The sequence below is a fragment of the Faecalibacterium sp. 9 genome, assembly GCF_048320955.1.
Classification (GTDB): domain Bacteria; phylum Bacillota; class Clostridia; order Oscillospirales; family Ruminococcaceae; genus Faecalibacterium; species Faecalibacterium wellingii.
In genome coordinates this window covers 199438-223868 of the sequence record NZ_JBLWGB010000001.1, presented here as the reverse complement: position 1 = coordinate 223868, position 24431 = coordinate 199438, and the positions used below count along the sequence as shown (strand labels likewise).

Sequence of the window (24431 nt, the reverse complement as noted above, 5' to 3'; positions counted from 1 at the left end):
TGCCATGAAAGTCTGGGATCTGCACTGTGACACCCTCAGCGAGCTACGCAAAGCCGAACATGCGGGACGGCCCAAGAGTTTTGCGCAGAACGATCTGCATATCGACCTTGAAAAATTACAGAAAGGCGACTATCTGCTGCAGTGCTTTGCAGCCTTCGTCAATCTGGACGACCCCGCTCCCGGCGCGGACCCGCTGGTGACGGCGCTGGAGGAGATTGACTGGTTCAAGCGGATCATGGCGGCATACCCGGACGCCATTGCCCCGGTGTACACGGCGGCAGATATCCGCCGGAATGCTGCGGCGGGAAAGATCAGCGGGATGCTCACCATCGAGGAAGGCGCCTGCTGTAAGGGCAGCGTGGGGGTGCTGCGCCGGATGTATGAGCTGGGCGCACGCATGATGACCCTGACATGGAACCACGAAAACGAGCTGGCAAGCCCGCAGCGGAACCCCGGCGGCGTGCTGGTGCCCCAGACCGAAAAGGGTCTGACCGGAATAGGCTTTGAATTTCTGGCCGAGATGGAGCGGCTGCATATGATCGTGGATGTGAGCCATCTTTCGGATAAGGGCTTCTGGGATATCGTGGAGCACGGCACCCGGCCCTTTGCGGCCAGCCACTCCAACTGCCGTGCACTGGCACCCCACACCCGCAACCTGACCGATGAGATGATCCGTGCGCTGGCAGAGCGCGGCGGCATTGCGGGCCTGAACTACTATGCGCCCTTTCTGGACGCCGACCCCACCCATCCGGAACGCTGCCGCAGCACGGCGGCGCTCATTGCGAAGCATGCGGCCCACTACAAACAGGTGGGCGGTGCCCAGATGATCGCCCTTGGCAGCGATTTTGACGGCATCGATGGCCCCCACCAGCTGGAAAATGCTGCCTTCCTGCCGCTGCTGGCGGATGCCCTGCGCAAAGAGGGCTTCACCGAGGACGAGGTGGAGGGGGTCTATTTCCGCAACGCTATGCGCTTTTTTGAGGAAAATCTGTAATAATAACGGAGAATATGCCGATATGGATAAAAATATGACGCTGGAAAAGCGCATTGCTGCGGAACTGTACTGCTATCAGGGGAGAATGAGCGTGTTCGTGGACGACCTGCAGGGCCATACCGTGGAGGTGGGCGCGGACGAGGAATTTGAGACCGCATCCACCATCAAGGCGTTCCTTCTGGCGGCGCTGTATTTGCAGGTGCAGCGGGGCAGGGCCAGCCTTACGGACGAACTTGTCTACGAGCAGAGCCAGTTTGTGGACGGCAGCGGCATGCTGCGGGCGCTGGGTGTGGGCGCACGCCTCAGAGTAAAAGATACCGCTACCATGATGATCATTTGTTCGGACAACATCGCCACCAACATGCTCATTGACTATCTGGGGCTGGACACCATCAATGCCTGCATCCGGGAGCTGGGCTTTGCCCACACGGTGCTGCACAATCCGCTGCACTTTGACCGCTACCGCCAGCTTGGCACCACCACGCCCCGGGACTATGCGGCGCTGTTCGCCCGCATTGCAAAAGGGGAGCTGGTCAGCCGGGAAGCCAGTGCCGAGATGCTTGCCATCCTGCGCCAGCAGCACTACAATACCATGCTGACCCACGATTTTCCCCAGTATTATCTGGACTGCGAGGAGACCGGTGCGCCGGAACTCATCTGGGTGGCCAGCAAGAGCGGCAGCATGAACGCCTGCCGCAACGATGGCGGCATCGTCCATACCCCCTACGGCGAGTATGTCATCGTGCTGATGAACAAGGACTTTCATGATATCATCGAGTACAACGAACATCCCGCTATGGTGTACGGTGCAAGGGTGTCCCGCATGATCCTGGATCAGGTGCTGGCCTGTGAGGGACGGCTGTTTCTGTCCTGAAATGCACGTACCCAAAAACAAAAAACTGGAAAAATAAAGGGAATTATAGCAATGGGTATCACGCTCTCGCCATGGATGATGGCGTTTCTCATTCTGATGACGGGCTTTGCAGGCTTTGTGGATTCGGCAGCCGGCGGCGGCGGCCTTATCAGCCTGCCGGCCTATCTGTTTGCCGGACTGCCGCCCCACTACACCTATGCTACCAACAAATTCAGCGCCGCCTGCGGGACCACCTTTGCCACAGCCAACTTTTTCAAAAACGGTGCCATGAACCTGAAGGTAGGCATCCTTGCAGCCATTGGCAGCTTTGCGGGCAGTGCACTGGGGGCGCACATCGTGCTGCTGCTCAGCGATGAACTGCTGCGCACCATGATGTTCCTCATCCTGCCGGTGGCGGCAGTGGTCATTTTGTGGCAGCGCGACCTGCCGGACCAGAACCGGGACGACGGCACCCTGAACCTGAAGAAGATCCTGCTGGCGCTGGGCATCGGCTTGGGCATCGGCCTGTACGACGGCATCGTGGGCCCGGGCACCGGCACCTTTGCCATCATTGCCTTTACCACCCTGATGGGCTTTGACCTGCGCACCGCCAACGGCAACGGCAAGGTGCTGAATCTTGCCAGCAACTACGCCAGCCTGTTCACCTACCTGATGAACGGTCTGGTGGTGTTCCACATCGGCATCCCCTGTGCTGTCAGCAACATTCTGGGCAACCTGCTGGGCTCCCATTTCGCCCTGAAAAAAGGTGCACGCTTCATCCGCCCCATGATGCTGGTGGTGCTGGTGCTGCTGCTGGGCAAGCTCATCTCGGACGCAGTGCTGTAAGCGCAGGGCGCGCCAGAGGCTCCCTCTCCGAGGAAGCTGGCAAAACCGTCAGGTTTTGACTGAGGGAGTTTGTGGTTCCCAACAAAAAAACAAGCCGGGCAGCCCGCAGGGCTGCCCGACTTTGGTCGGATGATCTTTTTTCGGTGGTCGCTTATTCCAGCACCAGCCCTTTGTCGAAGAATGCCAGACCGAACGCGCCGGGGCCCGCGTGGGTGCCAATGACGCAGCCGATCTGCCGCACCAGCGGTTCAGGCAGATCCAGAGTATCCCGGAAGTAGTTCTGGATGGGCTGCACTTCGCGCAGGCTGGCAGAGTAGCCTGCAACCGTGGCAAAATCCGGACTGATGCCGCCCAGTTCGTCGATCTTCTTGAACAGGGCTACATAGGCACCGGGCAGGCCGCGGGCCTTGCCGGCCATGGCTACCTTGCCCTCCTTGATGGTGATGAGGGGCTTGATGCCCAGCATCCCGCCTGCGACGGCCACGGCGGCGGGCAGACGGCCGCCCTTGCGCAGATACTTCAGATCGTCGATGGCGGCAACCAGATGCAGATGCTCCTTGGCATGCTCCAGATCGGTGGCGATCTGCACCAGCGTCTTGCCTGCGTCCCGCAGCTGTACGGCCAGGCGCACCAGCAGCGCTTCGCCCAGACACACGTTGGCACTGTCCACAAACAGCACGTTGTCCACATTGGCAAGGTCTGCAGCCAGCTTTGCGCACTGCCATGTGCCGGACAGCTCGTGGGACAGGAAGATGCCCAGCACTTCGTCCCCGGCAGCAGCGGCTTCCAGATAGAACTTCTCAAACAGTTCCGGGCTGGGCTGGCTGGTGGTGGGCAGCTTGCGGCAGGAAGCCAGATGGTCATAGTAGGCGCTGGGGGTCATGTCGATGCCGTCCCGCAGGACGACGCCGTCCTCCAGCGTCACGTTCAGAGGAATCACGGTCACGCCCAGCTGCTCCGCCTCGGCAGGCAGGATGTCGGACGCAGAATCGGTAAGAATGCGGATCATAAAAAATACCTCCGGATCTCCGGTGAGTGAGAGCTTAAATTATGTTAGTCAACGATTTTTGATAAAAGGTCGGAAAACATTATACCAGAACCGGCAGGGAAAAGTCAATCGTTTTCCAGTACACTCTGGCCAAAATTGCTTCGTCACAGCGCAAAATACTTGCGCAGCGGCCAATGGATGTGATAAGATAGACGCTGATCGATGCGGCAGGGAGGGCAGGGCCATGGAACGGAATGAAAAAACAAGGGCCCTGCTGGCCGCATTCGGCTGTGCGCTGGCTTACCTGCTGGCGGGCAAGGCTCTGACGGCGGTCCTGCCGCAGGTGCCGGAGGAAGCCGCCCGGATGTGGGCCTTTGTGCACCGCTGTGCCGCTGCGCCCATCGTGGAAGAACTGGTGTTCCGCGGCACCATCCAGCAGCTGGCCCGGCCGCTGGGCGAGAGACAGGCTGTGGCTTTGCAGGCGGTGCTGTTTGCCGTGCAGCATAGGGGCCCGGCAGGCATGGCCTATGCGCTGGTGTGCGGCCTTGTGCTGGGCACCCTCCGCAGCCGTACCGGAAGCGTATGGCCGGGGATGCTTTTGCATACATTGAATAATCTGCTGGTTTTTGCAGCAGGATAAAGAGGAGCCTATGACCGATTTTGAATTGATGGGCCTTGCGCTGGAGGAAGCCCGCAAGGCGGCGGCGCTGGGCGAGGTGCCGGTGGGGGCGGTAGTGGCCCGCAGGGGCGAGGTGGTCGCTGCGGCCCACAACACCCGCGAGACCGAAAAAAACGCGCTGCACCATGCAGAGCTGCTGGCCATCGATGCGGCGTGCAAAAAGCTGGGCGGCTGGCGGCTGTGGGAGTGTGAGCTGTTCGTTACACTGGAGCCCTGCCCCATGTGCGCCGGAGCGATCCTCAACAGCCGGGTGCGGCGGGTGGTATACGGTGCGGCAGACGCCAAGGCGGGCTGCTGCGGCAGCGTGACAGACCTGTTCGCCATGCCCTTCAACCACCATCCGGTGGTGGAAAGCGGTCTGCGTGCCGAGGAGGCACAGGCGCTTTTACAGGCGTTTTTCAAAGACCTGCGGGCACGGCTTGCGGCAAAGCCGAAGTGGAAACCGCCGGTACAGCCGGGGCAGAATATGAAAAAACCGTAAAAAAGTGGAAGCTGCGTGAAAAAGCAGGCGGCTTCCACTTTCTTTTTTCGGCAAATTGTGCTATATTATTTAATGGTGTTTTGTCGAAACCCATCTTGCGCACCTGCCTGTCACGCCAAGCGCCGGACTTTGACCGGAAAAGAAATGGACGCTGACCGGGGGCGATGGGCGGCAGAACATCTCCTGCACGGCGCACAGCTGCTGTGCAGAGAACACGACAGGAGGACCATACTCTTGTACGAAGATGAATTTGAACTGACGTTCAATCTGTCGGGCGAGGAGCCGCAGCCGGAACAGGCTGCGCAGAAACCGCCTGCAGCGCCAAGGCCGAAGGCGGCACCGGCAGCATCTGCGGTGGACGAACCCACCCGGGTGATGGTGCTGGAAAAACCTGCGCCGCAGCCGGTCCCGGAGCCGGAGACGCCAGAACCGCTGCAGGAGCCGGAAAAACCGGCAGCCGAAGAGGCAGCTGCGGCGCGTCCGTCTGCGGGCAATGGCCGGGGCGTTCTGATCTCCGGCGGCGACCGGGGCATCGGTGCGGCTGCGGCCCGGGCGTTTTATGAGGCCGGCTTCCGCGTGGCGGTGCTGTACCACAGCAACGCCGAAGCCGCTGCGGCACTGGAAAAGCAGCTGCCCGGCATTACCGCCGTGCAGTGCGATGTGGCATCCCGCGCCAGCTGCGAGCTTGCGTTCCGCACCGCAGAGCAGGCGCTGGGCCATGTGGATGTACTGGTGAGCAATGCGGGCATTGCCCAGCAGAAGCTGTTCACCGACATCACCCCGGAGGAGTGGCAGCACATGCTGGATGTGAACCTGACCGGTGCATTCCACCTGTGTCAGCTGGCGCTGCCGGGCATGATCCGCCGCAAGGCCGGACGCATCCTGACGGTGAGCAGTATGTGGGGCCAGACCGGCGGCAGCTGCGAAGTGCACTATTCCGCAGCAAAGGCAGGCCTGATCGGCCTGACCAAGGCTTTGGCCAAAGAAGAAGGCCCCAGCGGCATCACAGTGAACTGTGTTGCGCCCGGGGTCATCGATACCGATATGATGGCAGCGTTCACCGCCGAGGATAAGGCGGCGCTGGCCGAGGAGACCCCGGTGGGCCGTCTTGGCAGCGCAGATGAGGTGGCAAGGCTGCTGGTGTTTCTGGCGGGCGAGGATGCCGGCTACATTACCGGACAGGTGTTCGGTGTGAACGGAGGACTTGTGATCTGATGCGCGGGAACACGTTATTACAGGATTTTCCCCGGAGCAAGAAGGAGAGAGCAAAATGGGCATGACTTTAAAGGAACTGTTGACGAAAGGCGAAGGCACCATTTCGGCCAAGGAGGCCAAGGCGCTGGCTGCGCAGTGCAGAATGGATGAGGAAACGCTCTATACCCTTCTGGAAGAACGCGGGATCAAGGTGCTGGAAGAGGACACGGAGCCGATGCTGGATGTGGACAGCATCATGGCGGAGGTGGAGAGCGCCGAGAACAACAACGATGATCTGGGCATCACAGAGGACGAGGACGAGCAGAGCGAGGAGAACCCCGCAGACCTGAAGGCTGCCATGGACGAGCTGCTGGACGACCCTGTGAAGAACTACCTCAAGCAGATCGGTCAGATCCCGCTGCTGAGCGCCGAGCAGGAGGTGGAGCTGAGCCGCCGCATCCATGCCGGTGCCGAGGCAGCGCATATCCTGCAGGCCGACCGTCAGAAGTACGGCGGGCCGGAGTACATCAAGAAGAACAGCGCCCGCTTCTCCTTTGAAGAGGACGAGAACAGCCGCAGCTATACCGAGGATCTGGACGAGGAAGGCAACGAGAAGCCCACCGAGGATGCCGAGGAAAAGGCCGCAGAAGAGGAAGCCATGGAGGCCGTGGAGAACGGCCCCCTGACCGACGAAAAGCGCGCAGAGCTGCTCAAGACCCGCCGCGACGGCCTGAACGCCCGCCGCAGCCTGAGCGAGGCGAACCTGCGTCTGGTGGTGTCCATTGCCAAGAAGCATGTGGGCCACAATCTGGCATTTCTGGATCTGATCCAGGAGGGCAACATCGGCCTGATCAAGGCTGCGGAGAAGTTTGACTGCGACCGTGGATTCCGCTTCTCCACCTATGCGACCTGGTGGATCCGTCAGGCCATCACCCGCGCCATTGCGGATCAGGCCCGTACCATCCGCATCCCGGTGCACATGGTGGAGACCATCAACCGGATGCGTCAGGCCACCAACCAGCTGGTGTACCAGAACGGCCACGAGCCGACCCCGGAAGAGCTGGCAAAGGCCATGGATATGAGCGTGGAGCGTGTGCGTGAGATCCAGCGCATGGCACAGGAGCCGGCAAGTCTGGAAAGCCCCGTGGGTGAGGAAGAGGATTCCTCTCTGGGCGATTTCGTCGCAGACGAAAATGCCGAAGCTCCCGGCAAAGCCGCAGACCGCGCCATGGTGGCACAGCAGATCAATCTGGCGCTCAAGAGCCTGACCCCCCGTGAGGAAAAGGTCATTCGCCTGCGTTTTGGTCTGGACGATGGCCGTCCCCGCACGCTGGAAGAGGTGGGCCGTGACTTTGGCGTTACCCGTGAGCGCGTGCGCCAGATCGAGGCAAAGGCCATCCGCAAGCTGCACAGCCGCAAGTGCCTGTCCCTGCTGAACGGCCTGATCGAGTGATACGGATCGAGTTTTGAACATGCAAACCGCCCGGTCGTGGAAAACGGCCGGGCGGTTTTTGCGTAAAAACCGACTTTTTGCGAAAGACGCAAACTATTTTGCAAAAAACACTTGCAAAACAGCAAAAGCTGTGGTATTATAATTGAGCTGTGATTGTGCTGCTATAGCTCAGTTGGTAGAGCGCATCCTTGGTAAGGATGAGGTCTCCAGTTCGAATCTGGATAGCAGCTCCAGCTCAGACGCCTCGAAGCGGAAACGCTTCGGGGCGTTTTTTGTCGTATAAAAGCAGGCCGGACAAAACAAAAACCGGCTGTCGGCTCGCAGAAGCGCGAGACCAGCAGCCGGAATGGGAGGCTTATGCAGTTAGGCGGTCAGGCTCAGAAATCCACCTCGGTGTCGTAGTAGCAGCACTTGAGCAGCTTTTCCATCTCTTCCTGACTGGGCTGGCGGGGGTTGGAGCCGGTGCAGGCATCGGCAATGGCGTTCTTTGCGATCTCGGGCAGGCGCTGCAGGAACACGTCCTCCGGCACAAAGCCCTGCTCGGCGGGGTAGGAGTCCGGGCCGTAGTGCTGGATGCAGTGGGGGATGTTCAGCGCGTCGTTCATGCCGCGCAGGTACTCGATGAGCAGCGTTACCTTCTCGTCATCGTTGGCACCGCCCAGCTTCATCTCGTCTGCAATGACGCCGTAGCGCTTCCTGGCTTCGGGGTCCTTGGCGTTGAACGCGATGACCTTGGGCAGATACATGGCGTTGGCGGCACCATGGATGATGTGTGCGCCGTAGTCCGCAAAGGCAGCGCCGGTCTTGTGGGCCATGGAGTGCACGATGCCCAGCAGTGCGTTGGAGAAGGCCATGCCGGCCAGACACTGGGCGTTGTGCATGGAGTCACGCTTGGACATGTCGCCGTTGTAGCTGTCCACCAGATCGCCCTGGATCATGCGGATGGCAAAGATGGCCAGCGGGTCGGTGTAGTCGCAGTGTGCGGTGGAAACATAGGCTTCGATGGCGTGGGTCATGGCGTCCATGCCGGTGTGGGCCACCAGCTTTTTGGGCATGGTCTCGGCCAGATCCGGGTCCACGATGGCCACGTCGGGCGTGATCTCAAAGTCCGCGATGGGGTATTTGATGCCCTTCTGGTAATCGGTGATGATGGAGAAAGCCGTCACCTCAGTAGCGGTGCCGGAAGTGGAGGAAATGGCGCAGAAGTGGGCCTTGCGGCGCAGCGGCGGGATGCCGAACACCTTGCACATCTCCTCAAAGGTGATCTCGGGATACTCGTACTTGATCCACATGGCCTTGGCGGCATCGATGGGAGAGCCGCCGCCCATGGCGATGATCCAGTCCGGCTCAAATTTCAGCATGGCCTCAGCACCGCGCATGACGGTCTCCACCGAGGGATCGGGTTCGATGCCTTCAAACAGTTCTACTTCCATGCCTGCTTCCTTCAGGTAGGAGACCGCACGATCCAGAAAGCCGAACCGCTTCATGGAGCCGCCGCCCACGCAGACGATGGCCTTTTTGCCGGTAAAAGTCTTCAGGGCTTCCAAAGCGCCCTTGCCATGGTAAAGATCACGGGGCAGGGTAAAACGAGCCATAGTAGTTACCTCCAAAAGTTCCAATACTCTCTATGCGGCCAGACTGCCGCCAAATGCATTATGTTAATTGTATAACAACTGGACGGTGACATCAATTGACGGCAGCGGAAGAAAGTTTCCGCTGCTTTTGGGCAGAGTGGACAACCAGATGGATGCAACAAAGGACCGCAAACAAAAAACACCCCGAAGTCCTAAGACTTCGAGGTGTCTGCGCATGGAGCTGCTATCCAGATTCGAACTGGAGACCTCATCCTTACCAAGGATGCGCTCTACCAACTGAGCTATAGCAGCAAATGGCGACCCGGATCGGGCTCGAACCGACGACCCCCAGCGTGACAGGCTGGTGCTCTAACCAACTGAGCTACCGGGCCATGATCGCTCAAGTTTCGTGCGGTGCTTACCGCCGGAACGTGCTTTATTATATCGAAAAACCGCCTGCTTGTCAAGCATGAATTTCAAAAAATTGCAAAAAAGCAAAAAACATGCTGGTTTCCTCTCCAGCCCCTTCCCGTGAAAAAGTGTTCCGGAAATGACCGCAGTCATTTCCGGAACACGAACATAAAAATGATATTTCCGCTGAAAATGGCCAGAGCGAATGCGGAGGCCATTCTAAATGGTTCGGCCTTGCCGCAGGCGTACAAAAACAAACCGCACAGGCTCCGAAGAACCTGTGCGGTTATGGCAGGGGTAGTAAGTTTCGAACTCACGGCACGCGGTTTTGGAGACCGCTGCTCTACCAGCTGAGCTATACCCCTATAGGCACTCGCTGAATGCTTAGTTATTATAGCCGATGCAAAGGCGAATGTCAAGCATTTCTTTCAAGATTCAGGCATTTTTCGTGCCGCAGCTGCAGCAGCCCTCTTTTTTGTCTGCGGTGGGCAGCTGACGGGCAAGCTGCTCCAGCGTTACACTGTCGATATACTGGTTGATGACCTCGTCAAGGCCGGTCCAGAACGGCAGGGTGAAGCACTGCTCCCACATGGGGCACTCGTTGGTCTCGCTGCCAAGGCAGGGAATGGGGGCCACACTGCCCTCGATGGCGCGCAGGATCTCACCGGCGGTGTAGGCGGCAGGGGCTTTGGTCAGGCGGTAGCCGCCCTGACTGCCGCGCTCGCTCTTGACAAGGCCTGCCCGGGCCAGCGGCGTGACGATCTGCTCCAAATATTTCAGGCTCAGGTTCTGCCGCTCACTGATCTCCTTCAGGCTGACGGTGGTGCCCGGCGCATAGCGCGCCAGCTCGGCCATCAGGCGCAGGGCGTAACGGCTTTTGGTCGAAAATTTCATGGCGATCCTCTCCTTATTGCTTCCTATAGTATAGCACGTTGCTCGGATTTTGCAAAGGTATCCTCTTGTGCAAACAAAAAAGGTCTGCTATCATAGGATGGATAAGAGGATAACATAAGGAGTGAGAGTATGACTGAGAAGATCACTGCTGCCGACGCCATCCGTCTGCTGGATGCACATGAGGCAACCGCCGTGGACGTCCGGGAGCCGGACGAATTTGCTGTGGGCCACATTCCGGGGGCAAAGCTGCTGCCGCTGAGTCAGGTGCTGAGCCGTGCCGCCGAGGTGCTGCCGGATAAGGATGCCATGTGGCTCATCTACTGCCGCACCGGCCGCCGCAGCGCCGATGCCGTGCAGAAGCTGGAATCGCTGGGCTACACCAATCTGCGGGATCTGGGCGGCATCCTGAGCTGGCCCTACGAGATCGAGGGAGATTTTGAGGGGCATTTTTAAAACCCTCTCAGTCTCGCTGTGCTCGCCAGCTCCCCCGAAAGGGGGAGCTTAATACGCGCTGACCGGAAGAAGGCAAAAAGCTCCCCTTTCGGGGGAGCTGGCAAAGCCGTCAGGCTTTGACTGAGAGGGTTTGCTGCCGTTTTCCTCCACGCCCTACCCGCGAAAAGCCGCCGTGTACTTTATATAAAAAGCAAACGATCCTACCAGAAAGAAAGGAAACCACGCCATGTCGTTCCATGCAAAAGACTTTGCCGGCAGCCACTGCGGCTGCCGCTATCAGCAGGATTACCGCCCCACCCTTGGCCGGGACGGCAAAAAGGAATCCGGTACGCTGGAGGTCATCAAGTTCTACTATGATGGCGCTATCCGGTTCGAGCAGCACTGCTACGGTGAAGCGGCTACCTTCGTGTTCGGCGTATGGGCGTCCGGCATGGACGAGGACGGCACCCTGCACTGGGTGCTGCCCGACCGCCGCAAGAGCTACTACGATGAGGCGTATCTGCCCAAAAAGCTGGACCGCGTGGACGAACAGGGAAATCTGTACTTCGACGGCGGCGTTTTTCCCTGGAAGCTGGCAGACGATTTTGCCGAAGATAAGCGCTGGGGCTACCCCAAGTGGAAGGTGTTACTGGGAAAACTGACCGGAAAGGGCAAAAAAGGTGACTGAATCACGAAAATCCAGTATTCATATTGACATACTAGGGAATGATATGGTATAACTTATCCGTTGAAAGGATTCCGCATCTGCACAGGGCATTCAAGGCTCCTGCAGACGCGTTCAATAAGAAAGGATCATTCCTATGGAAAACATGGAAAAAGTGGTTTATCTGGATAATGCTGCCACCACTCCCTGTGCTCCCGAGGCACTGGAAATGATGGTCAAAGCCCTGAGCGGTGCCTGCGGCAACCCCAGCAGCCATTACAGTGTGGGCTATGAGGCCAAGGAATTCGTGGACACCGGCCGTGCGCAGGTGGCAAAGGCCATCAATGCAAGTCCGGCTGAGCTCTTCTTTACCAGCTGCGGCTCCGAGGCCGACAACTGGGCCGTAAAGGGCACTGCCTTCACCAAGGCACGCCAGAACAAAAAGCACCTCATCACCAGCGCTTTTGAGCATCATGCCATCATGCACAGTATGGCTGCACTGGAGCGCATGGGCTTTGAAGTGACCTATATCAAGCCCACCGCCGAGGGCTACATCCGCCCTGAGGACGTGGAAGCTGCCATCCGTCCCGATACCGCGCTGGTCAGCATCATGATGGCCAACAACGAGATCGGCACCATCCAGCCCATCAAGGAGATCGCCGAGGTCGCTCACAAGCACGGTGTGTGGATGCACACCGACGCGGTGCAGGCTGTGGGTGCCATCCCCGTGGATGTGAAGGAACTGGGCGTGGATATGCTGTCCATGAGCGCCCACAAGTTCAATGGCCCCAAGGGCATGGGTGCACTGTACTGCCGCAAGGGCGTATGGCCCCAGAACCTGATCGATGGCGGCAGCCAGGAGGCCCGCCACCGTGCAGGCACCGAGAACGTGGCCGGCATTGCTGCCATGGGCAAGGCACTGGAGATCGCCACGGCGCATCTGGATGAGCGCATGGCCCACGAGAGCGAGCTGCGCGATTACGTTATCGACCGCATCCTCAAGAATATCCCGGAAGCCCGCCTGAACGGCGGCCGCAGCCCCCGTCTGCCCAACAATGTGAACATCAGCTTCCCGGGTCTGGAGGGCGAGACCATCCTGCTGGATCTGGATATGCACGGCATCTGCGCCTCCACCGGCTCTGCCTGCAACTCCGACAGTCTGGACCCCAGCCACGTCCTGCTGAGCATCGGCGTGCCTGAGGAGATCGGCCACGGCTCCATGCGGTTCACCTTTGGCCCGCAGAACACCATGGAAGAAGCAAAATATCTGTGCGACGTGCTGGAGGAGGTCATTCCCCGCCGCCGCGCGATGAGTTGTATGTGGCTGCAGGGCCAGAACACGGCCCGCCAGTTCAGCCTGAAGGGAGAGCAGTAATTATGGCAAGCATGTATAGCGCAAAGGTCATGGAGCATTTTGCAAATCCGCACAACGTGGGTGAGATCCCCGACGCAAACGGCGTGGGCGAAGTGGGCAACCCCAAGTGCGGCGACATCATGCGCATGTACCTGAAGATCGAGAACAACGTGATCGTGGATGTCAAGTTCCTCACCTTCGGCTGCGGTGCCGCCATCGCCACCAGCAGCATGGCCACCGATCTCATCAAGGGCAAGACCATCGACGAGGCCCTCAAGCTGACCAACAAGGCTGTTGTGGAAGCTCTGGAAGGTCTGCCTCCCATCAAGGTGCACTGCTCTGTTCTGGCCGAGCAGGCCGTCAAGGCTGCTCTGTCCGACTACTACCGCCGTCAGGGCATCGATCCGGAACCCATCGTGGGTAAGCTCGAAGAGGACTGCGACCACTGCGAGAGCTGCGGCCACTGATCCCCGCAAAGGACACTTCAGAGGACACCGTTTTGTGCGGTGTCCTCTTTTTTGCAAAAGACTGCACTGTTGTATCCTATCCGATTTGTAATAAACTGACTATAAAATATCATAAGTTTATAAAAACACCCTGTTTGTCTACTCGTTCATGAAAAGTTCATATATTGTTCAGAATGAGTTCACCACTTTTCGGTATAAGTAGGGCAACACAGGCGCAAAGAGCGCCGAACTCCCACGGAAGCGGACGAAGAACAGGGCAAAGAATGGGTTCGCGGCACCCACTGCAAAGCGGATGCGTCGGCTCCGGAAAACGTCCCGCCGCACAGGAAAGGAAACGAGTTAGTATGAAAATTGGTTTTTGGGAACTTGTCGTCATCGTGATCGTGGCGTTCGTGTTCATCGGCCCGGATCAGCTGCCCGTCTACGCAAAGAAGATCGGCAAGATGCTGCGTGAACTAAAAAAGTACACCGGCGCTGCTTCTGAGGAGATCCAGAAGAACGTTGTGGAGCCGCTGAATGAGATCCAGGCTCCCCTGAAGGAAGCCGTTGCCCCGCTGACCGATATCAAGAAGGATATCGACAACAGCGTCAAGGATGTGACCAAGAGCTTTACCGGTATCGGCAAGACCAGCAAGGAGGAAGCTGCCAAGGCAGAAGCTGCCGAGGAAGTGACCGAGCTGACCGAGGAGCCGGTGGAAGAGCTGGAAGAGGACGCTGCACCTGCCGCCAAGGCCGAGGAGAACGCTCCCGCTGAGGAGACCGCTGCACCTGCCGAAAAGGCCGAAGAACCCACTGCCCCGGTTGAAAAGGCTGAGCCTGCCGCTGCACCCGCAGAGGAAAAGGCCGAGTCTGCCGTAGAAGCGGCTCCCGCACAGGAAGCTGCCGAGGCTGCTCCTGCGGCCGAACCGGTGGAGGAAGACCCTCGTCAGAATGATGTTCTGCCGAAGGACTGATTACTTACTGGATGCACCCGCGCCCGCGGTTGCCTGATACATGCAATAAGCCCGCCACGCGGCGCGGCAAAGTAAAAAGGAGATTTTTATTATGCGTATTGGTACTAACGAACTGCTGATCATCCTGGTCGTCGCTCTGCTGATCTTTGGACCCAAGAACCTGCCGAAGCTGGGCAAGATGTTCGGCAAGACCATCAACGGCTTCAAGAAGGGCATGGAGGACGAGGAAGGCTCCTCCGATGATTCCGAGGAGAAGACCGAGAAGAAGGTTTCCAAGAAGGACGAAGACGAGGAGTAATTGTGGCTACGAACGTTAAGCGCAAAAAGAAAAAAGCCGAAGTAATGGCAGAGGACGGCAGCATGACGCTGACCGGCCATCTGAAAGAACTGCGGAACAGGCTGATCATCTGCGCGGTGGTGTTCGTGGTGGGTGTTGTGGTCTCGCTGGCATACGCCGACCGTCTGATCGATCTGCTCACTGCCATGGGCCGCGACTATTACGAGTTTGTTTCCATTGCCCCGCAGGAAAAGCTGATGCAGTATTTCCGCGTCTCCATTCTGGCAGGCGTGGTGGTCACCGTTCCGGTGGCGTTCTACCACATTTATGCATTTGCAAAGCCCGGCCTGAAAAAGAGCGAGAGCTTCTTCTTCAAGATGGTCATGCTGCTGGGCCTGATCCTGTTCTGCGTGGGCGTGCTGTTCGCCTACAAGCTCATGATGCCCTTCATGCTGCGTTTCCTCAGCACCGGCATCGAGGGTGCAGAGTACATCCAGACCACCACCAGTATCGAGAGCTATGTCAACCTCTGCTTGACCATGTTCATCATTTTTGGCTGCGTGTTTGAGATGCCTCTGATCACCATCATCCTGTCCAAGATGGGCATTATCAACCCGCAGCTGCTCAAGCAGGTGCGCGGCATTGCCATCGTGATCATCTTCTTCATCGCGGCCGTTGTCACCCCGCCGGATATCGTGTCTCAGTGCATGGTGGCCGGCCCCATGGTGCTGCTGTACTTCATCAGCATCTTCCTGAGCGGCATCTTCTATAAGCCGAAAAAGGACGATGACGACGAAGAGGATGACGAGGATGAGGGCGAGGACGAAGAGTAAGCTCTGACTTCAGGTTTTCTGTTTTATCATTGCAAAAGCAAAGGCTGCTGCGCCATTTGGTGCAGCAGCCTTTTTGTATGTGGAAAATGTTTTCGGTGCAGAGCGTAATCGCGTGGGAGCGGGTTTGCGTTTAATGCTTGCATTATCTGCGACGCGGCAGCCGCAGGCTGACAGCAGCAATATGCCGTTTACTGCCACGACCCCTCCCCGTGAAAAAGCAAATCAGGAAAATCCGCAGATTTTCCTGATTTGCAAATATAAAAATAATTTTTCCGCTATTATAGCCAAAGCGAACGCGGCGGCAATTCCAAATCGTTGCTGCTCAGTCTATACAAGCCATCTGCCTTGTGCTAGAATGAAACCAACAAATCAAAGGCGGTGAAACCATGCACCCACTCCCGGAATATCCTCGCCCGGCCATGCGCCGGGACAGCTATGAGAACCTGAACGGCCTGTGGAAGTACGCCATTACCCAGACAGCTGAATACCCCGCTGCGTGGGACGGCAGCATTCTGGTGCCCTACTCGCCGGAAACAAAGGCCTCCGGCGTGGGCCGCACCCTGCAGCCCGGCCAGTGGCTGCACTACCACTGCACCTTTGCTCCCCCTCCGGGAGAAGGGGGCCGGGTGCTGCTGCACTTCGGCGCGGTGGACTATGCCTGTGCGGTGCAGGTGAACGGCCATCTGGTGGGCGGCCATCGGGGCGGCTACTGGCCCTTCACACTGGATGTCACCGCCCAGCTCAACGATACGGGCCGCAACAGCCTGTGGGTGGCCGTGCAGGACCCCACGGACAGCGGCACGCAGGCCCGGGGCAAGCAGACCCTGAAGCCCGGCGGCATGTTCTACCCGGCCCAGAGCGGCATCTGGCAGACGGTCTGGCTGGAGCGTGTGCCGGAAAACTACATCCAGTCGCTCACGGTCACGCCGGACTACGATGCCCGCACCGTGACCGTGAAAGCCCATACTTCCATGCCCGGCGGTGCGGTGAACCTGTGGGCCGTGGTGCGGGCCGGGGGCGTGACCATTGCCGAGGACTGGGGCAGTGACGAAGCGGACCGGGATGGCGAGGTGACGCTGAACATCCCGGAGGAACATTTCTTTCCGTGGAGCCCGGATACCCCGTTTTTGTATGACCTGACCGTGGGCACCACGCAGGGAGAGGAGGAACAGTTCGACACCGTGCATAGCTACTTTGCCCTGCGCAAGTGGAGCTGTGAGCCGGACGCGCGGGGCGTGCTGCGCTTCTGCCTGAACGGAAAGCCCATCCTGCTCAACGGCCTGCTGGATCAGGGCTACTGGCCGCAGGGCCTGTATACCCCGCCTTCCGATGCGGCGGTGGAGCGGGAGCTGAGCGAGGTGAAAGCGCTGGGCTTCAACCTGCTGCGCAAGCACGCAAAAATCGAGCCGGAGCGCTGGTATTACCACTGCGACAGGCTGGGCCTTGTGGTCTGGCAGGACATGGTGAACGGCGGCAGCGCCTACAAGCTGTGGTTCGTCACCTACCTGACCAATGTGCTGCAGCCGCTGCTGCGCTGCCTGCCCGATGCAAAACCCCTCTGGGGCCTGCTGAGCCGTGGAAAGGAAAGCAGCCGGGAAGAATACCGCCGGGAGCTGGAAGCCACGGTACAGGCGCTTTCCGGCCATCCCTGTGTCGGCTGCTGGGTGCCCTTCAACGAAGGCTGGGGCCAGTTTGACGCGGCCGGGGCAGTGCAGGCCATCCGCACGCTGGACGATACCCGCCTTGTGGACGAGGCCAGCGGCTGGTATGATCAGGGCGGCGGAGATGTGTGCTCCATCCACAACTATTTCTATCCGCTGCATGTAAAGCCCGGAAAGCGCACTGTGGCCCTGAGTGAATACGGCGGCATTGCATGGCCCATGCCGGGGCACGAAGCTCCGGGCAGGACCTACGGCTACGGTACGGCAAAGAGCCGCGCAGACCTGACGGCCCGCTGCAAAAAGCTGCAGTTGGGTACAGTGCTGCCCCAGCTGAAAAAAGGACTCTCGGCGCTGGTGTACACCCAGCTGACGGATGTGGAGGATGAGGTGAATGGGCTGTTCACCTATGACCGGGCCGAGATCAAGCCGGACGCGAATGCCGTCCGTTCGGTGAACGCTGCCCTTGCCGCAGAGTTCGCGAAAGTAGTGAACCCTCTCAGTCACGGCTGACGCCGTGCCAGCTCCCCCAAAGGGGGAGCTTTTTTGTGCTTGTCGGAAAATAAAAAGAGCTCCCCCTTTCGGGGGAGCTGGCAAACCCGTAAGGGTTTGCCTGAGAGGGTCTTTGTTCTCAGCTGTTGGCGCTGCTGTTCACGATCTTTTTGGCGGGCAGCTTGTTCATGGCGGAGCTGTTCAGGCTGTGGGCCAGTTCTGCACCGCTGGAAGCCAGTGCATCGTCCAGCTCGCTGCCCTTCATATCGCTCAGGACCTGCTCCCGCAGATCATCCAGAGAGGATACGCTCAGCGGGTCCACACGCACCAGCAGGAGCAGGGTGTAGCCGTTGATCTGCACGGCAGCGGCTTCGCCGTAGGAAAGGCTGCGCAGAGCATCGGCAGCACCGTCCTGCGTAAAGGACGAAGCAACATCGCTTTCGGTCAGCAGCTCGGTCTGGACGCTGGCGCTGTCGTCGGAAGTTTCGCCGTCCAGCACAGCGTAGATGTCCGGCAGGGCATTCTGTGCGGCCTCATGCAGGGCACTCACCTGATCCGAGACCGTCTCGCCGCCTGCAGCGTTGACGCTGTCGGCAGCAGTCTGGGCCAGCTTGAGCATCTCGGCCTTCTGGTCGTCGTTGGCAAAGGCATAGGTGCTGGTGTTGTACAGCGGGATGCTGATGTAGCAGATCTCGTACATGCTGTCGTCCAGATGGCTGGTCAGCTCGTCGTCCGCCACCGGGGTCTCGCCGTCCGGGCCGTAGACCATATCCAGCAGAGCGGTGTGCTCCACCTGCAGGCGCTCGTAGGCCTTGATGGTCTCCAGACCGATGCCGTTGGCGGTGTAGGTGTCGCCGTACTGGTCCATCATCTGCTGGGCATAACGGTCGGCAGTGGCGATCTGCTCGTCGGTCAGCTCACCGCCCAGTGCCTTGAAGCGGGCATCCACAGCAGCCAGCGTTTCCAGCGTCTGCTGGGTCTGCTGGGCCACATAGTCGCTGACCACGGCGGTCTCGCCGCTGTCAGAGTCAGTGGTGATCGTCTCCTTCAGAAAGGCTTTTACATCCGAGGCATCCTGATCGCTGCCGGCCAGCTGTGCCGCCTGCTGATAGGCTCCGTACTGGGCCAGCAGATACATACCGGAGGTGATCTCAAAATCACCGATGCTGCCCACGGTGTCCGGGGTGGAAATGGTGCAGCCTGCAAAGCTGAAGGTGAGTGCCAGCGCGCAGACCAGTGCAAGAAGTTTCTTTTTCATGGTAATGCTCCTAGTATTTGATGATTGATAGGCGAGGACGCTGCAGATCATTTGCTGTCTTTTGCTTTTTCTCCGCCATTCAGGATCTCCGCCATCGCCTTGAGGATGCTCTGCAGCAGCTCCAGCGGCTTTTCGTCGGGCTGCAGGGTGACAGAAAGATAGGGCCGGTTGCCTGCACCGGCGGTGACGCGGCCGTTGAAGGCTACCAGCAGGCCCCGGATCATGGGCAGATCCAGACTTTCCAGCTGCAGGGTGAGGGTGTCCTTTTTCTGGGTCACTTCGGTCACGCCCACAGCGCTGGCCTGCACGCGCACCAGTGACACGTTCACCAGATCGCTCACCGAGGGCGGCGGGTCGCCGTAGCGGTCGATGAGCTCGTCCAGCACATCGGCGGCATCCTCTGCCGTCTGGATGGCGGCAATGCGCTTATAAGCTTCAATGCGGCCCGGGCCGTCTGCGATATATTTCTCCGGGATGAAGGCATCCACCCGCAGGTCCACAAGGCATTCACTCTTGTCCCGCCGGACAGGTTCGCCCTTGGCCCGGGCGATGGCCTGCCCCAGCATCTTCACGTAGAGGTCGTAGCCCACGGCCTCCATGTGGCCGTGCTGGCTGTGGCCCAGAAGACTGCCCGCACCGCGAATTTGCAGATCCCGCATGGCGATGCGGAAGCCGGAACCGAAGGCCGTGAACTCCCGGATAGCGGAGAGCCGCTTCTGGGCGATGTCGGTCAGGGTCTTGTCCCGCCGGAAGGTGAAGTAGGCATAGGCTTTGCGGCCGGAGCGGCCCACCCGGCCTCTGATCTGGTACAGCTGGGCAAGGCCCATGCGGTCGGCGTCCTCGATGATGAGGGTGTTGCAGTTGCGCACATCGATGCCGGTCTCAATGAGGGTGGTGCACACCAGAATATCGATCTCACCGTTCAGCAGATGCTGCCATACGGGGTTCAGCTCTTCCTCGGTCATCTTGCCGTGGGCAATGCCGATGCGTGCGCCGGGCACCAGCTTGCTCACATGGGCGGCGCAGGCTTCGATGTTGTCCACCCGGTTGTGCAGGTAGTACACCTGCCCGCCCCGGGCAAGCTCCTTCTTCATGGCCTCGGCAAGGATGACGTCGTTGTATTCCAGCACAAAGGTCTCCACGGGCTGCCGCTCGATGGGCGGCTGTTCGATGGTGGAAAGGTCCCGGATGCCGCTCATGGCCATGTTCAGGGTACGGGGAATGGGAGTGGCCGACAGGGTGAGCATGTCCACCCCGATGAAGTTCTCCTTGAGCTTTTCCTTGTGCTTGACGCCGAAGCGCTGCTCCTCATCGATGATGACAAGGCCGAGGTCATGGAACTTCACGTCCTTGGACAGCAGCCGGTGGGTGCCCACCACGATATCCACACTGCCCGACTGCAGGCCCCGGAGGGTCTCCTTCTGCTGTTTTGCGGTGCGGAAGCGGGACATCATCTCCACCTTCACCGGGAAGGCTTCCATGCGGGAAAGAATGGTGTTGTAGTGCTGCCATGCCAGCAGGGTGGTGGGGGCAAGGATGGCGCACTGCTTGCCGCCCATCACGCACTTGAAGGCGGCGCGCAGGGCCACTTCGGTCTTGCCCACGCCCACGTCGCCGCACAGCAGGCGGTCCATGGGATAACCCTTTTCCATGTCCTGCTTGATCTCGGCGGTGGCGTTCAGCTGGTCGTCGGTCTCGTCGTAGTCAAAGCGGGTCTCAAAGTCCCGCTGCCAGTCGCCGTCCGGCGGGAAAGCGTAACCCGTGGCCTGACGGCGGCGGGCGTAGAGCTCAATGAGCTCCTGCGCCATCTCCTCGGTGGCTTTTTTCACCTTGGCGCGGGTGCGCTGCCACTCGGCGCCGCCCAGCTTTGCCAGCTTTACCTTTTCCTCGTCGCCGGGGGCGGTGTAGCGGCTCAGCAGGTCCAGCTGGGTCACCGGTACGTACAGCACGTCCGAGCCGGAATACTGCACTTTGAGGTAATCTTTCGTGGCGCCCTGCACTTCCAACCGCTGGATGCCCGCATACATGCCGATGCCGTGGCTCTGGTGCACCACATAGTCCCCGGGCTTGATGTCCGAAAGGCTGGAAAGGGCATTCTTGTTCTTTTTGCGCTTTTTGGTCTCGGCAGCGGTCTCTTCCTCCAGACCGTGCCGACGGCTGGACAGCACCGCCGCATGGGCAAACGGGAAGGTGCACCCGGCGGTCAGATGACCCGGCAGCACCTGCACGATGCCTTTTGTGGGCCGCACATCCCGGCTCATGCTCACGGAGTAGCCCTTGTCGGCAAGGTCACGGGTGAGGGCGGCGGCACCCTTGGGCGTGCCGGAGAACAGGGTAACGGCATAGCCCTGCGCAATGAGGGGGTCAAGGTCTTCCCGCAGGGAAGCAAGGTTGCCGTTCCAGTTGGGTGCGGCAAAGGCTTCGGCGTTGATGAGATCTTTCAGCTTGAACTCGTTCATGCCGCGCAGGAAGTTCTCACACAGCAGGGTGCTCTGCTTCTGGGCGGAAGCGGCAAGGTCGTCCATGGTCTGGTAGAGAACATCCAGCCCGGGGCAGAGCACACCCTCCTCCAGCAGGCCGGTCAGCTCCTCGCTGCGGCGGAACTCGGTGGCCTTCTGGGCGTCCCGGATGCCGCCCACCTCGTCCAGAATGAACAGCGGTGTGTCCAGATGATCCAGCAGGGTGGCCGGGCTCGGATAGCGCAGGCCGTAGTATTTATCCATGGCTTCCGGCATCAGGCCGGAGTCCAGCTGAGCAAGGTCGGCTTCCGTGGCCTTTTCCAGTGCGGTGCGGTGCCGGCCGCGCGCCTTCTTGATGGCGGCACGCAGGGCCTCGGCGGTCTCGGCTGTGTCGCCGAACAGCACCTCGCGGGCAGGGGAAAGATAAATTTTGTCCAGTGCGCTGTCCCGCCGCTGGGTGAGCAGGTCAAAGGAGGAAATGGAATCGATCTCATCGTCCCAGTATTCCACGCGGGCGGGCTGGCGCATATCCGGCGCATAGATATCCACGATATCGCCGCGCACGCTGAACTGTCCCGGGCCGTCCACCTGACTGCGCCGCACATACCCGGCGGCGAACAGCCGGGCCACAAGACCCTCGCGGTTGTACACCATGCCGGGTTTGAGGGTAAGAGTGTTCTTTAAAAATTCATCCCGGGGCACGGTGTACTGCAACAGCGCTTCGGCAGGCACGCAGACCGCGTTCAGCCGCCCGCCTGCAAGGGAGCCCAGCACCGAAAGGCGGCGGTACTCGTACTCGCGGCCCGCGCCCTCCACCGGGCGCAGCATAAAGTCCCGGGGCGGGAACACGGCGGCAGAAAGGCCCAATGCCTTGAGGTCGTCCGCAAAGTGGGTGGCCTCGGCCTCGCCGGGGGTCACGATGCAGAGCACCCGGCCAAGGTCTTTTTGCAACGCGGCGTACAGCAGGGCACGGCCTGCAGGCGGCAGACCGAACAGCGCGGCAGGACCGGGCTTTGCAAAGCTGGCGGCGATCTTCTGGTATTCCGGTGTAGCCTTGAGCAAGGCTTCGTACATGGAAAAACCTCCTTTCCTGCTGGGATGACGATTTGAAATTGCCGCCGCATTCGCTTTGGCAATGGCAGAGGAATGATTATTTTTTATTTGCAGCAGAGAAAAGCCTGCGGGCTTTTCTCTGCTGCTTTTTCACGAGAGGGGGCGTGACCTCAAAATGCATCAAAGAACATAAATGCAGCTTGCCAGTGCTGCCCCACTCGGTGAAAATGTGTTTGGAGCGGCCCGCAGGCCGCGACAAACACAAACAATAAAAATAAAATTCCGCTGAAAATGCCCAGAGCGCAAGCGGAGGGCGTTTTAAATGGGGTTCTTACCCGTTATATTTGCTCTGGGCCAGACTCAGCTTGCCGTCCATGATGAGCTTTGCAGCGGCCTCAAGGTCGGGGTAGCGGTCTGCGATGGCTTTGGCGTCCTCCGGCGGGAACTTGCCCAGCACCCATGCGGCAAGGTCGTAGTCCGGGTGGGGCTTTGCGCCGATGCCGATGCGGATGCGGGGGAAGTTCTCCCCGCCCAGCCGGGCGATGATGCTCTTCAGGCCGTTGTGCCCGCCGGCAGAACCGGAGGGGCGGATGCGCAGCTTGCCGGGCGCCTGCGTGATATCATCGCACAGCACCAGCACATGGTCGGCAGGGATCTTGAAAAAGCCCGCCATGGGGGCGATGGAATCGCCGGAGAGGTTCATGTAGGTCAGGGGCTTCAGCAGCACCACCTTGTGGCCGTCCACTTCGCCCTGTCCCCACAGGCCCTGAAATTTGGTCTTGCCAACAGAGATGTTCCACTTGTCGGCCAGCGCGTCCAGCGCGGCAAAACCGGTGTTGTGGCGGGTGCCGTCATATTTTGCTTCGGGGTTGCCCAGCCCTGCAATGAGCCAGATATCGGTTTCATTCATGATATGATAATACCTTTTCCTGATAATAGTGTGATACAACATCTAAGTATAACATACGCGCGCGCAAAAAGATATACATTATAAGCAAAAAATGCCCCCGTGCCGTGCGGCCGGAGGGCAAAAGGGCTTGTTACAGCTTCAGCGTGAGGGCAGAGCGTTACTTGTTCTGCTCGTTTTCCAGCTTCTGCTTTTTGGCAATGTAGGCTTCCATCTTGGGCTCTGCCCAGCCGTCCAGATTGGTCTGGCGCTCCCGGGCGATGCCCAGTGCCTGTGCGGGCACATCCTTGGTGATGGTGCTGCCGGCGGCAGTATAAGCGCCATCGCCCACCTTGACCGGGGCCACAAGGTTGGTGTTGCAGCCGATAAAGCAGTAATCGCCGATCTGGGTGCGGAACTTATCCTTGCCGTCGTAGTTGCAGGTGACGGTGCCGCAGCCGAAGTTGCAGTACTTGCCCACATCGCTGTCGCCGATGTAGGTCAGGTGGCTCACCGTGTTGCCCCGGGCAAAGTTGGAGTTCTTGGTCTCCACGTATGCACCCAGATGCACGCCGTAGTCGGTGACGGTGTTCACCCGCACATGGGTGAAGGGGCCGATGTTGTTGTGAGGACCGATGTGGCTGCTGTACACCTGACTGGCGTTGACGGTGCTGCCCTCGTCTACGATGCTGTCCTCAATGAGGGTGTTGGGGCCGATGATGCAGCCCGCACCGATGACCGTTCTGCCGCGCAGGATGGTACCGGCCAGAATGACGGCACCCGGGGCGATGACCACGTCCGGTGCGATCTGCACGGTGCGGCTGTCGATGATCACGCCGTTTGCGATGTGCTGCAGCAGAATGACCTCACGGGCGGCTTCGGCGGCATCCAGCTGCTCACGCGCTGCATTCAGCGCAGCAGAAGATACAGAATTTTCCATACGATAGATCTCCCTTCCGGCACGGTGCTCTCCCGGCGGGCAGATTAGCTTTTTCTGCCCGGAGAAATGTTGCATCCATATCCAAAGATGGATACAACAGGAGATATGTGCCGACAAAAAAGAAAAGCTGAAATTACAGGGATAGAAAGTTGTATCCAACAGGCGGGGAATCTGCGTCAGAAAACGAAAAACCTCTCGAACTTTCTCCCATTTTATATTACCGGAAAACTCGGCAAAATTCAAGTGATTTGCATAAAAAATATCAAACAAATTCGGTGTTTTGCACGGTGGAAACGGATGGATTTTCTGGTATAATAATTTAGCATTCACAAAACAAT

23 protein-coding genes and 4 tRNA genes are annotated in these 24431 nt (G+C 59.3%); 17 read left to right on the top strand and 10 right to left on the bottom strand.

Features of this window, described 5'->3' with window-relative positions:
* Positions 1 to 4 precede the first annotated feature (4 nt).
* From ACKXF9_RS01045 to ACKXF9_RS01035, 3 genes are read left to right on the top strand one after another with little or no spacing between them, the layout of a single operon-like run.
* Positions 5 to 994: a dipeptidase gene (locus ACKXF9_RS01045; protein WP_418265049.1), complete on the top strand. Its 990-nt coding sequence runs from the start codon at positions 5 to 7 to the stop codon at positions 992 to 994.
* A gap of 22 nt (positions 995 to 1016) precedes the next feature.
* The gene (locus tag ACKXF9_RS01040) at positions 1017 to 1868 is read left to right on the top strand and encodes a serine hydrolase (protein ID WP_418265048.1); all 852 of its coding nucleotides are present in this window, start codon (positions 1017 to 1019) and stop codon (positions 1866 to 1868) included.
* A 51-nt stretch (positions 1869 to 1919) separates the two neighbouring features.
* A complete protein-coding gene (locus tag ACKXF9_RS01035; RefSeq protein ID WP_418265047.1) occupies positions 1920 to 2693 on the top strand; it encodes a TSUP family transporter in 774 nt (257 codons plus the stop codon).
* A gap of 151 nt (positions 2694 to 2844) precedes the next feature.
* Here the strand turns inward: ACKXF9_RS01035 and ACKXF9_RS01030 are convergent, their stop codons facing one another.
* The gene (locus ACKXF9_RS01030) at positions 2845 to 3702 is read right to left on the bottom strand and encodes a DegV family protein (protein WP_348584853.1); all 858 of its coding nucleotides are present in this window, start codon (positions 3700 to 3702) and stop codon (positions 2845 to 2847) included.
* A gap of 223 nt (positions 3703 to 3925) precedes the next feature.
* Here ACKXF9_RS01030 and ACKXF9_RS01025 point away from each other — a divergent pair, with 223 nt between their 5' ends.
* From ACKXF9_RS01025 to ACKXF9_RS01005, 5 genes are all read left to right on the top strand, one after another.
* Complete coding sequence (locus ACKXF9_RS01025; protein WP_418265046.1) at positions 3926 to 4321, top strand: lysostaphin resistance A-like protein; 396 nt, start codon at positions 3926 to 3928, stop codon at positions 4319 to 4321.
* A gap of 10 nt (positions 4322 to 4331) precedes the next feature.
* On the top strand, positions 4332 to 4841 hold the full coding sequence (locus ACKXF9_RS01020; protein WP_339394986.1) for a nucleoside deaminase: 510 nt from the start codon (positions 4332 to 4334) through the stop codon (positions 4839 to 4841).
* Between the two features lie 234 nt (positions 4842 to 5075).
* Complete coding sequence (ymfI, locus tag ACKXF9_RS01015) at positions 5076 to 6056, top strand: elongation factor P 5-aminopentanone reductase (protein ID WP_418265045.1); 981 nt, start codon at positions 5076 to 5078, stop codon at positions 6054 to 6056.
* Positions 6057 to 6111: 55 nt separating this feature from the next.
* Positions 6112 to 7488: a sigma-70 family RNA polymerase sigma factor gene (locus ACKXF9_RS01010; RefSeq protein ID WP_249237452.1), complete on the top strand. Its 1377-nt coding sequence runs from the start codon at positions 6112 to 6114 to the stop codon at positions 7486 to 7488.
* Between the two features lie 157 nt (positions 7489 to 7645).
* Positions 7646 to 7721, top strand: a tRNA-Thr gene (locus ACKXF9_RS01005).
* Positions 7722 to 7865: 144 nt separating this feature from the next.
* Here the strand turns inward: ACKXF9_RS01005 and ACKXF9_RS01000 are convergent.
* The 5 genes from ACKXF9_RS01000 to ACKXF9_RS00980 all read right to left on the bottom strand — a co-directional run bounded on the left by ACKXF9_RS01000 (position 7866) and on the right by ACKXF9_RS00980 (position 10367).
* On the bottom strand, positions 7866 to 9083 hold the full coding sequence (locus ACKXF9_RS01000; RefSeq protein ID WP_418265044.1) for an iron-containing alcohol dehydrogenase: 1218 nt from the start codon (positions 9081 to 9083) through the stop codon (positions 7866 to 7868).
* Between the two features lie 215 nt (positions 9084 to 9298).
* A tRNA-Thr gene (locus ACKXF9_RS00995) sits at positions 9299 to 9374 on the bottom strand.
* 3 nt (positions 9375 to 9377) lie between these two features.
* Positions 9378 to 9454: transfer RNA gene (locus ACKXF9_RS00990), tRNA-Asp, on the bottom strand.
* A gap of 308 nt (positions 9455 to 9762) precedes the next feature.
* A tRNA-Trp gene (locus ACKXF9_RS00985) sits at positions 9763 to 9838 on the bottom strand.
* Between the two features lie 70 nt (positions 9839 to 9908).
* Positions 9909 to 10367 (bottom strand): RrF2 family transcriptional regulator, encoded by a 459-nt coding sequence (locus tag ACKXF9_RS00980; RefSeq protein ID WP_339394990.1) that lies wholly within the window; start codon positions 10365 to 10367, stop codon positions 9909 to 9911.
* Between the two features lie 129 nt (positions 10368 to 10496).
* Between ACKXF9_RS00980 and ACKXF9_RS00975 the strand changes: the two genes are divergently transcribed.
* The 9 genes from ACKXF9_RS00975 (at position 10497) to ACKXF9_RS00935 (ending at position 17518) form a co-directional block, all read left to right on the top strand.
* A complete protein-coding gene (locus ACKXF9_RS00975) occupies positions 10497 to 10820 on the top strand; it encodes a rhodanese-like domain-containing protein (protein ID WP_249237449.1) in 324 nt (107 codons plus the stop codon).
* Positions 10821 to 11046: 226 nt separating this feature from the next.
* The gene (locus ACKXF9_RS00970; RefSeq protein ID WP_249237448.1) at positions 11047 to 11487 is read left to right on the top strand and encodes a hypothetical protein; all 441 of its coding nucleotides are present in this window, start codon (positions 11047 to 11049) and stop codon (positions 11485 to 11487) included.
* Positions 11488 to 11620: 133 nt separating this feature from the next.
* Entirely contained in the window at positions 11621 to 12838 is a 1218-nt protein-coding gene (locus ACKXF9_RS00965; protein WP_418265043.1) for a cysteine desulfurase family protein, read from the top strand.
* 2 nt (positions 12839 to 12840) lie between these two features.
* Positions 12841 to 13284: a Fe-S cluster assembly scaffold protein NifU gene (gene nifU, locus ACKXF9_RS00960; RefSeq protein WP_005937858.1), complete on the top strand. Its 444-nt coding sequence runs from the start codon at positions 12841 to 12843 to the stop codon at positions 13282 to 13284.
* Positions 13285 to 13628: 344 nt separating this feature from the next.
* On the top strand, positions 13629 to 14237 hold the full coding sequence (locus ACKXF9_RS00955; protein WP_418265042.1) for a Sec-independent protein translocase subunit TatA/TatB: 609 nt from the start codon (positions 13629 to 13631) through the stop codon (positions 14235 to 14237).
* 91 nt (positions 14238 to 14328) lie between these two features.
* Positions 14329 to 14535: a twin-arginine translocase TatA/TatE family subunit gene (tatA, locus tag ACKXF9_RS00950; RefSeq protein ID WP_348584861.1), complete on the top strand. Its 207-nt coding sequence runs from the start codon at positions 14329 to 14331 to the stop codon at positions 14533 to 14535.
* A gap of 2 nt (positions 14536 to 14537) precedes the next feature.
* On the top strand, positions 14538 to 15347 hold the full coding sequence (gene tatC / locus ACKXF9_RS00945; RefSeq protein WP_418265041.1) for a twin-arginine translocase subunit TatC: 810 nt from the start codon (positions 14538 to 14540) through the stop codon (positions 15345 to 15347).
* Between the two features lie 79 nt (positions 15348 to 15426).
* Positions 15427 to 15729 carry a hypothetical protein gene (locus tag ACKXF9_RS00940; protein ID WP_418265040.1) on the top strand — a complete coding sequence of 101 codons (303 nt, stop codon included), beginning with the start codon at positions 15427 to 15429 and terminating at the stop codon, positions 15727 to 15729.
* A 4-nt stretch (positions 15730 to 15733) separates the two neighbouring features.
* Entirely contained in the window at positions 15734 to 17518 is a 1785-nt protein-coding gene (locus ACKXF9_RS00935; protein WP_418265039.1) for a glycoside hydrolase family 2 protein, read from the top strand.
* A gap of 118 nt (positions 17519 to 17636) precedes the next feature.
* Here ACKXF9_RS00935 and ACKXF9_RS00930 read toward each other — a convergent pair whose 3' ends face one another.
* The 4 genes from ACKXF9_RS00930 to ACKXF9_RS00915 all read right to left on the bottom strand — a co-directional run bounded on the left by ACKXF9_RS00930 (position 17637) and on the right by ACKXF9_RS00915 (position 24093).
* On the bottom strand, positions 17637 to 18755 hold the full coding sequence (locus tag ACKXF9_RS00930) for a foldase (RefSeq protein ID WP_418265038.1): 1119 nt from the start codon (positions 18753 to 18755) through the stop codon (positions 17637 to 17639).
* Positions 18756 to 18802: 47 nt separating this feature from the next.
* Positions 18803 to 22288: a transcription-repair coupling factor gene (gene mfd, locus ACKXF9_RS00925; RefSeq protein WP_418265037.1), complete on the bottom strand. Its 3486-nt coding sequence runs from the start codon at positions 22286 to 22288 to the stop codon at positions 18803 to 18805.
* Positions 22289 to 22598: 310 nt separating this feature from the next.
* Positions 22599 to 23177, bottom strand: coding sequence for an aminoacyl-tRNA hydrolase (pth, locus tag ACKXF9_RS00920; RefSeq protein ID WP_418265036.1), 579 nt, complete (start codon positions 23175 to 23177; stop codon positions 22599 to 22601).
* A gap of 157 nt (positions 23178 to 23334) precedes the next feature.
* The gene (locus ACKXF9_RS00915) at positions 23335 to 24093 is read right to left on the bottom strand and encodes a UDP-N-acetylglucosamine diphosphorylase (RefSeq protein ID WP_418265035.1); all 759 of its coding nucleotides are present in this window, start codon (positions 24091 to 24093) and stop codon (positions 23335 to 23337) included.
* Between the last annotated feature and the right edge of the window lie 338 nt (positions 24094 to 24431).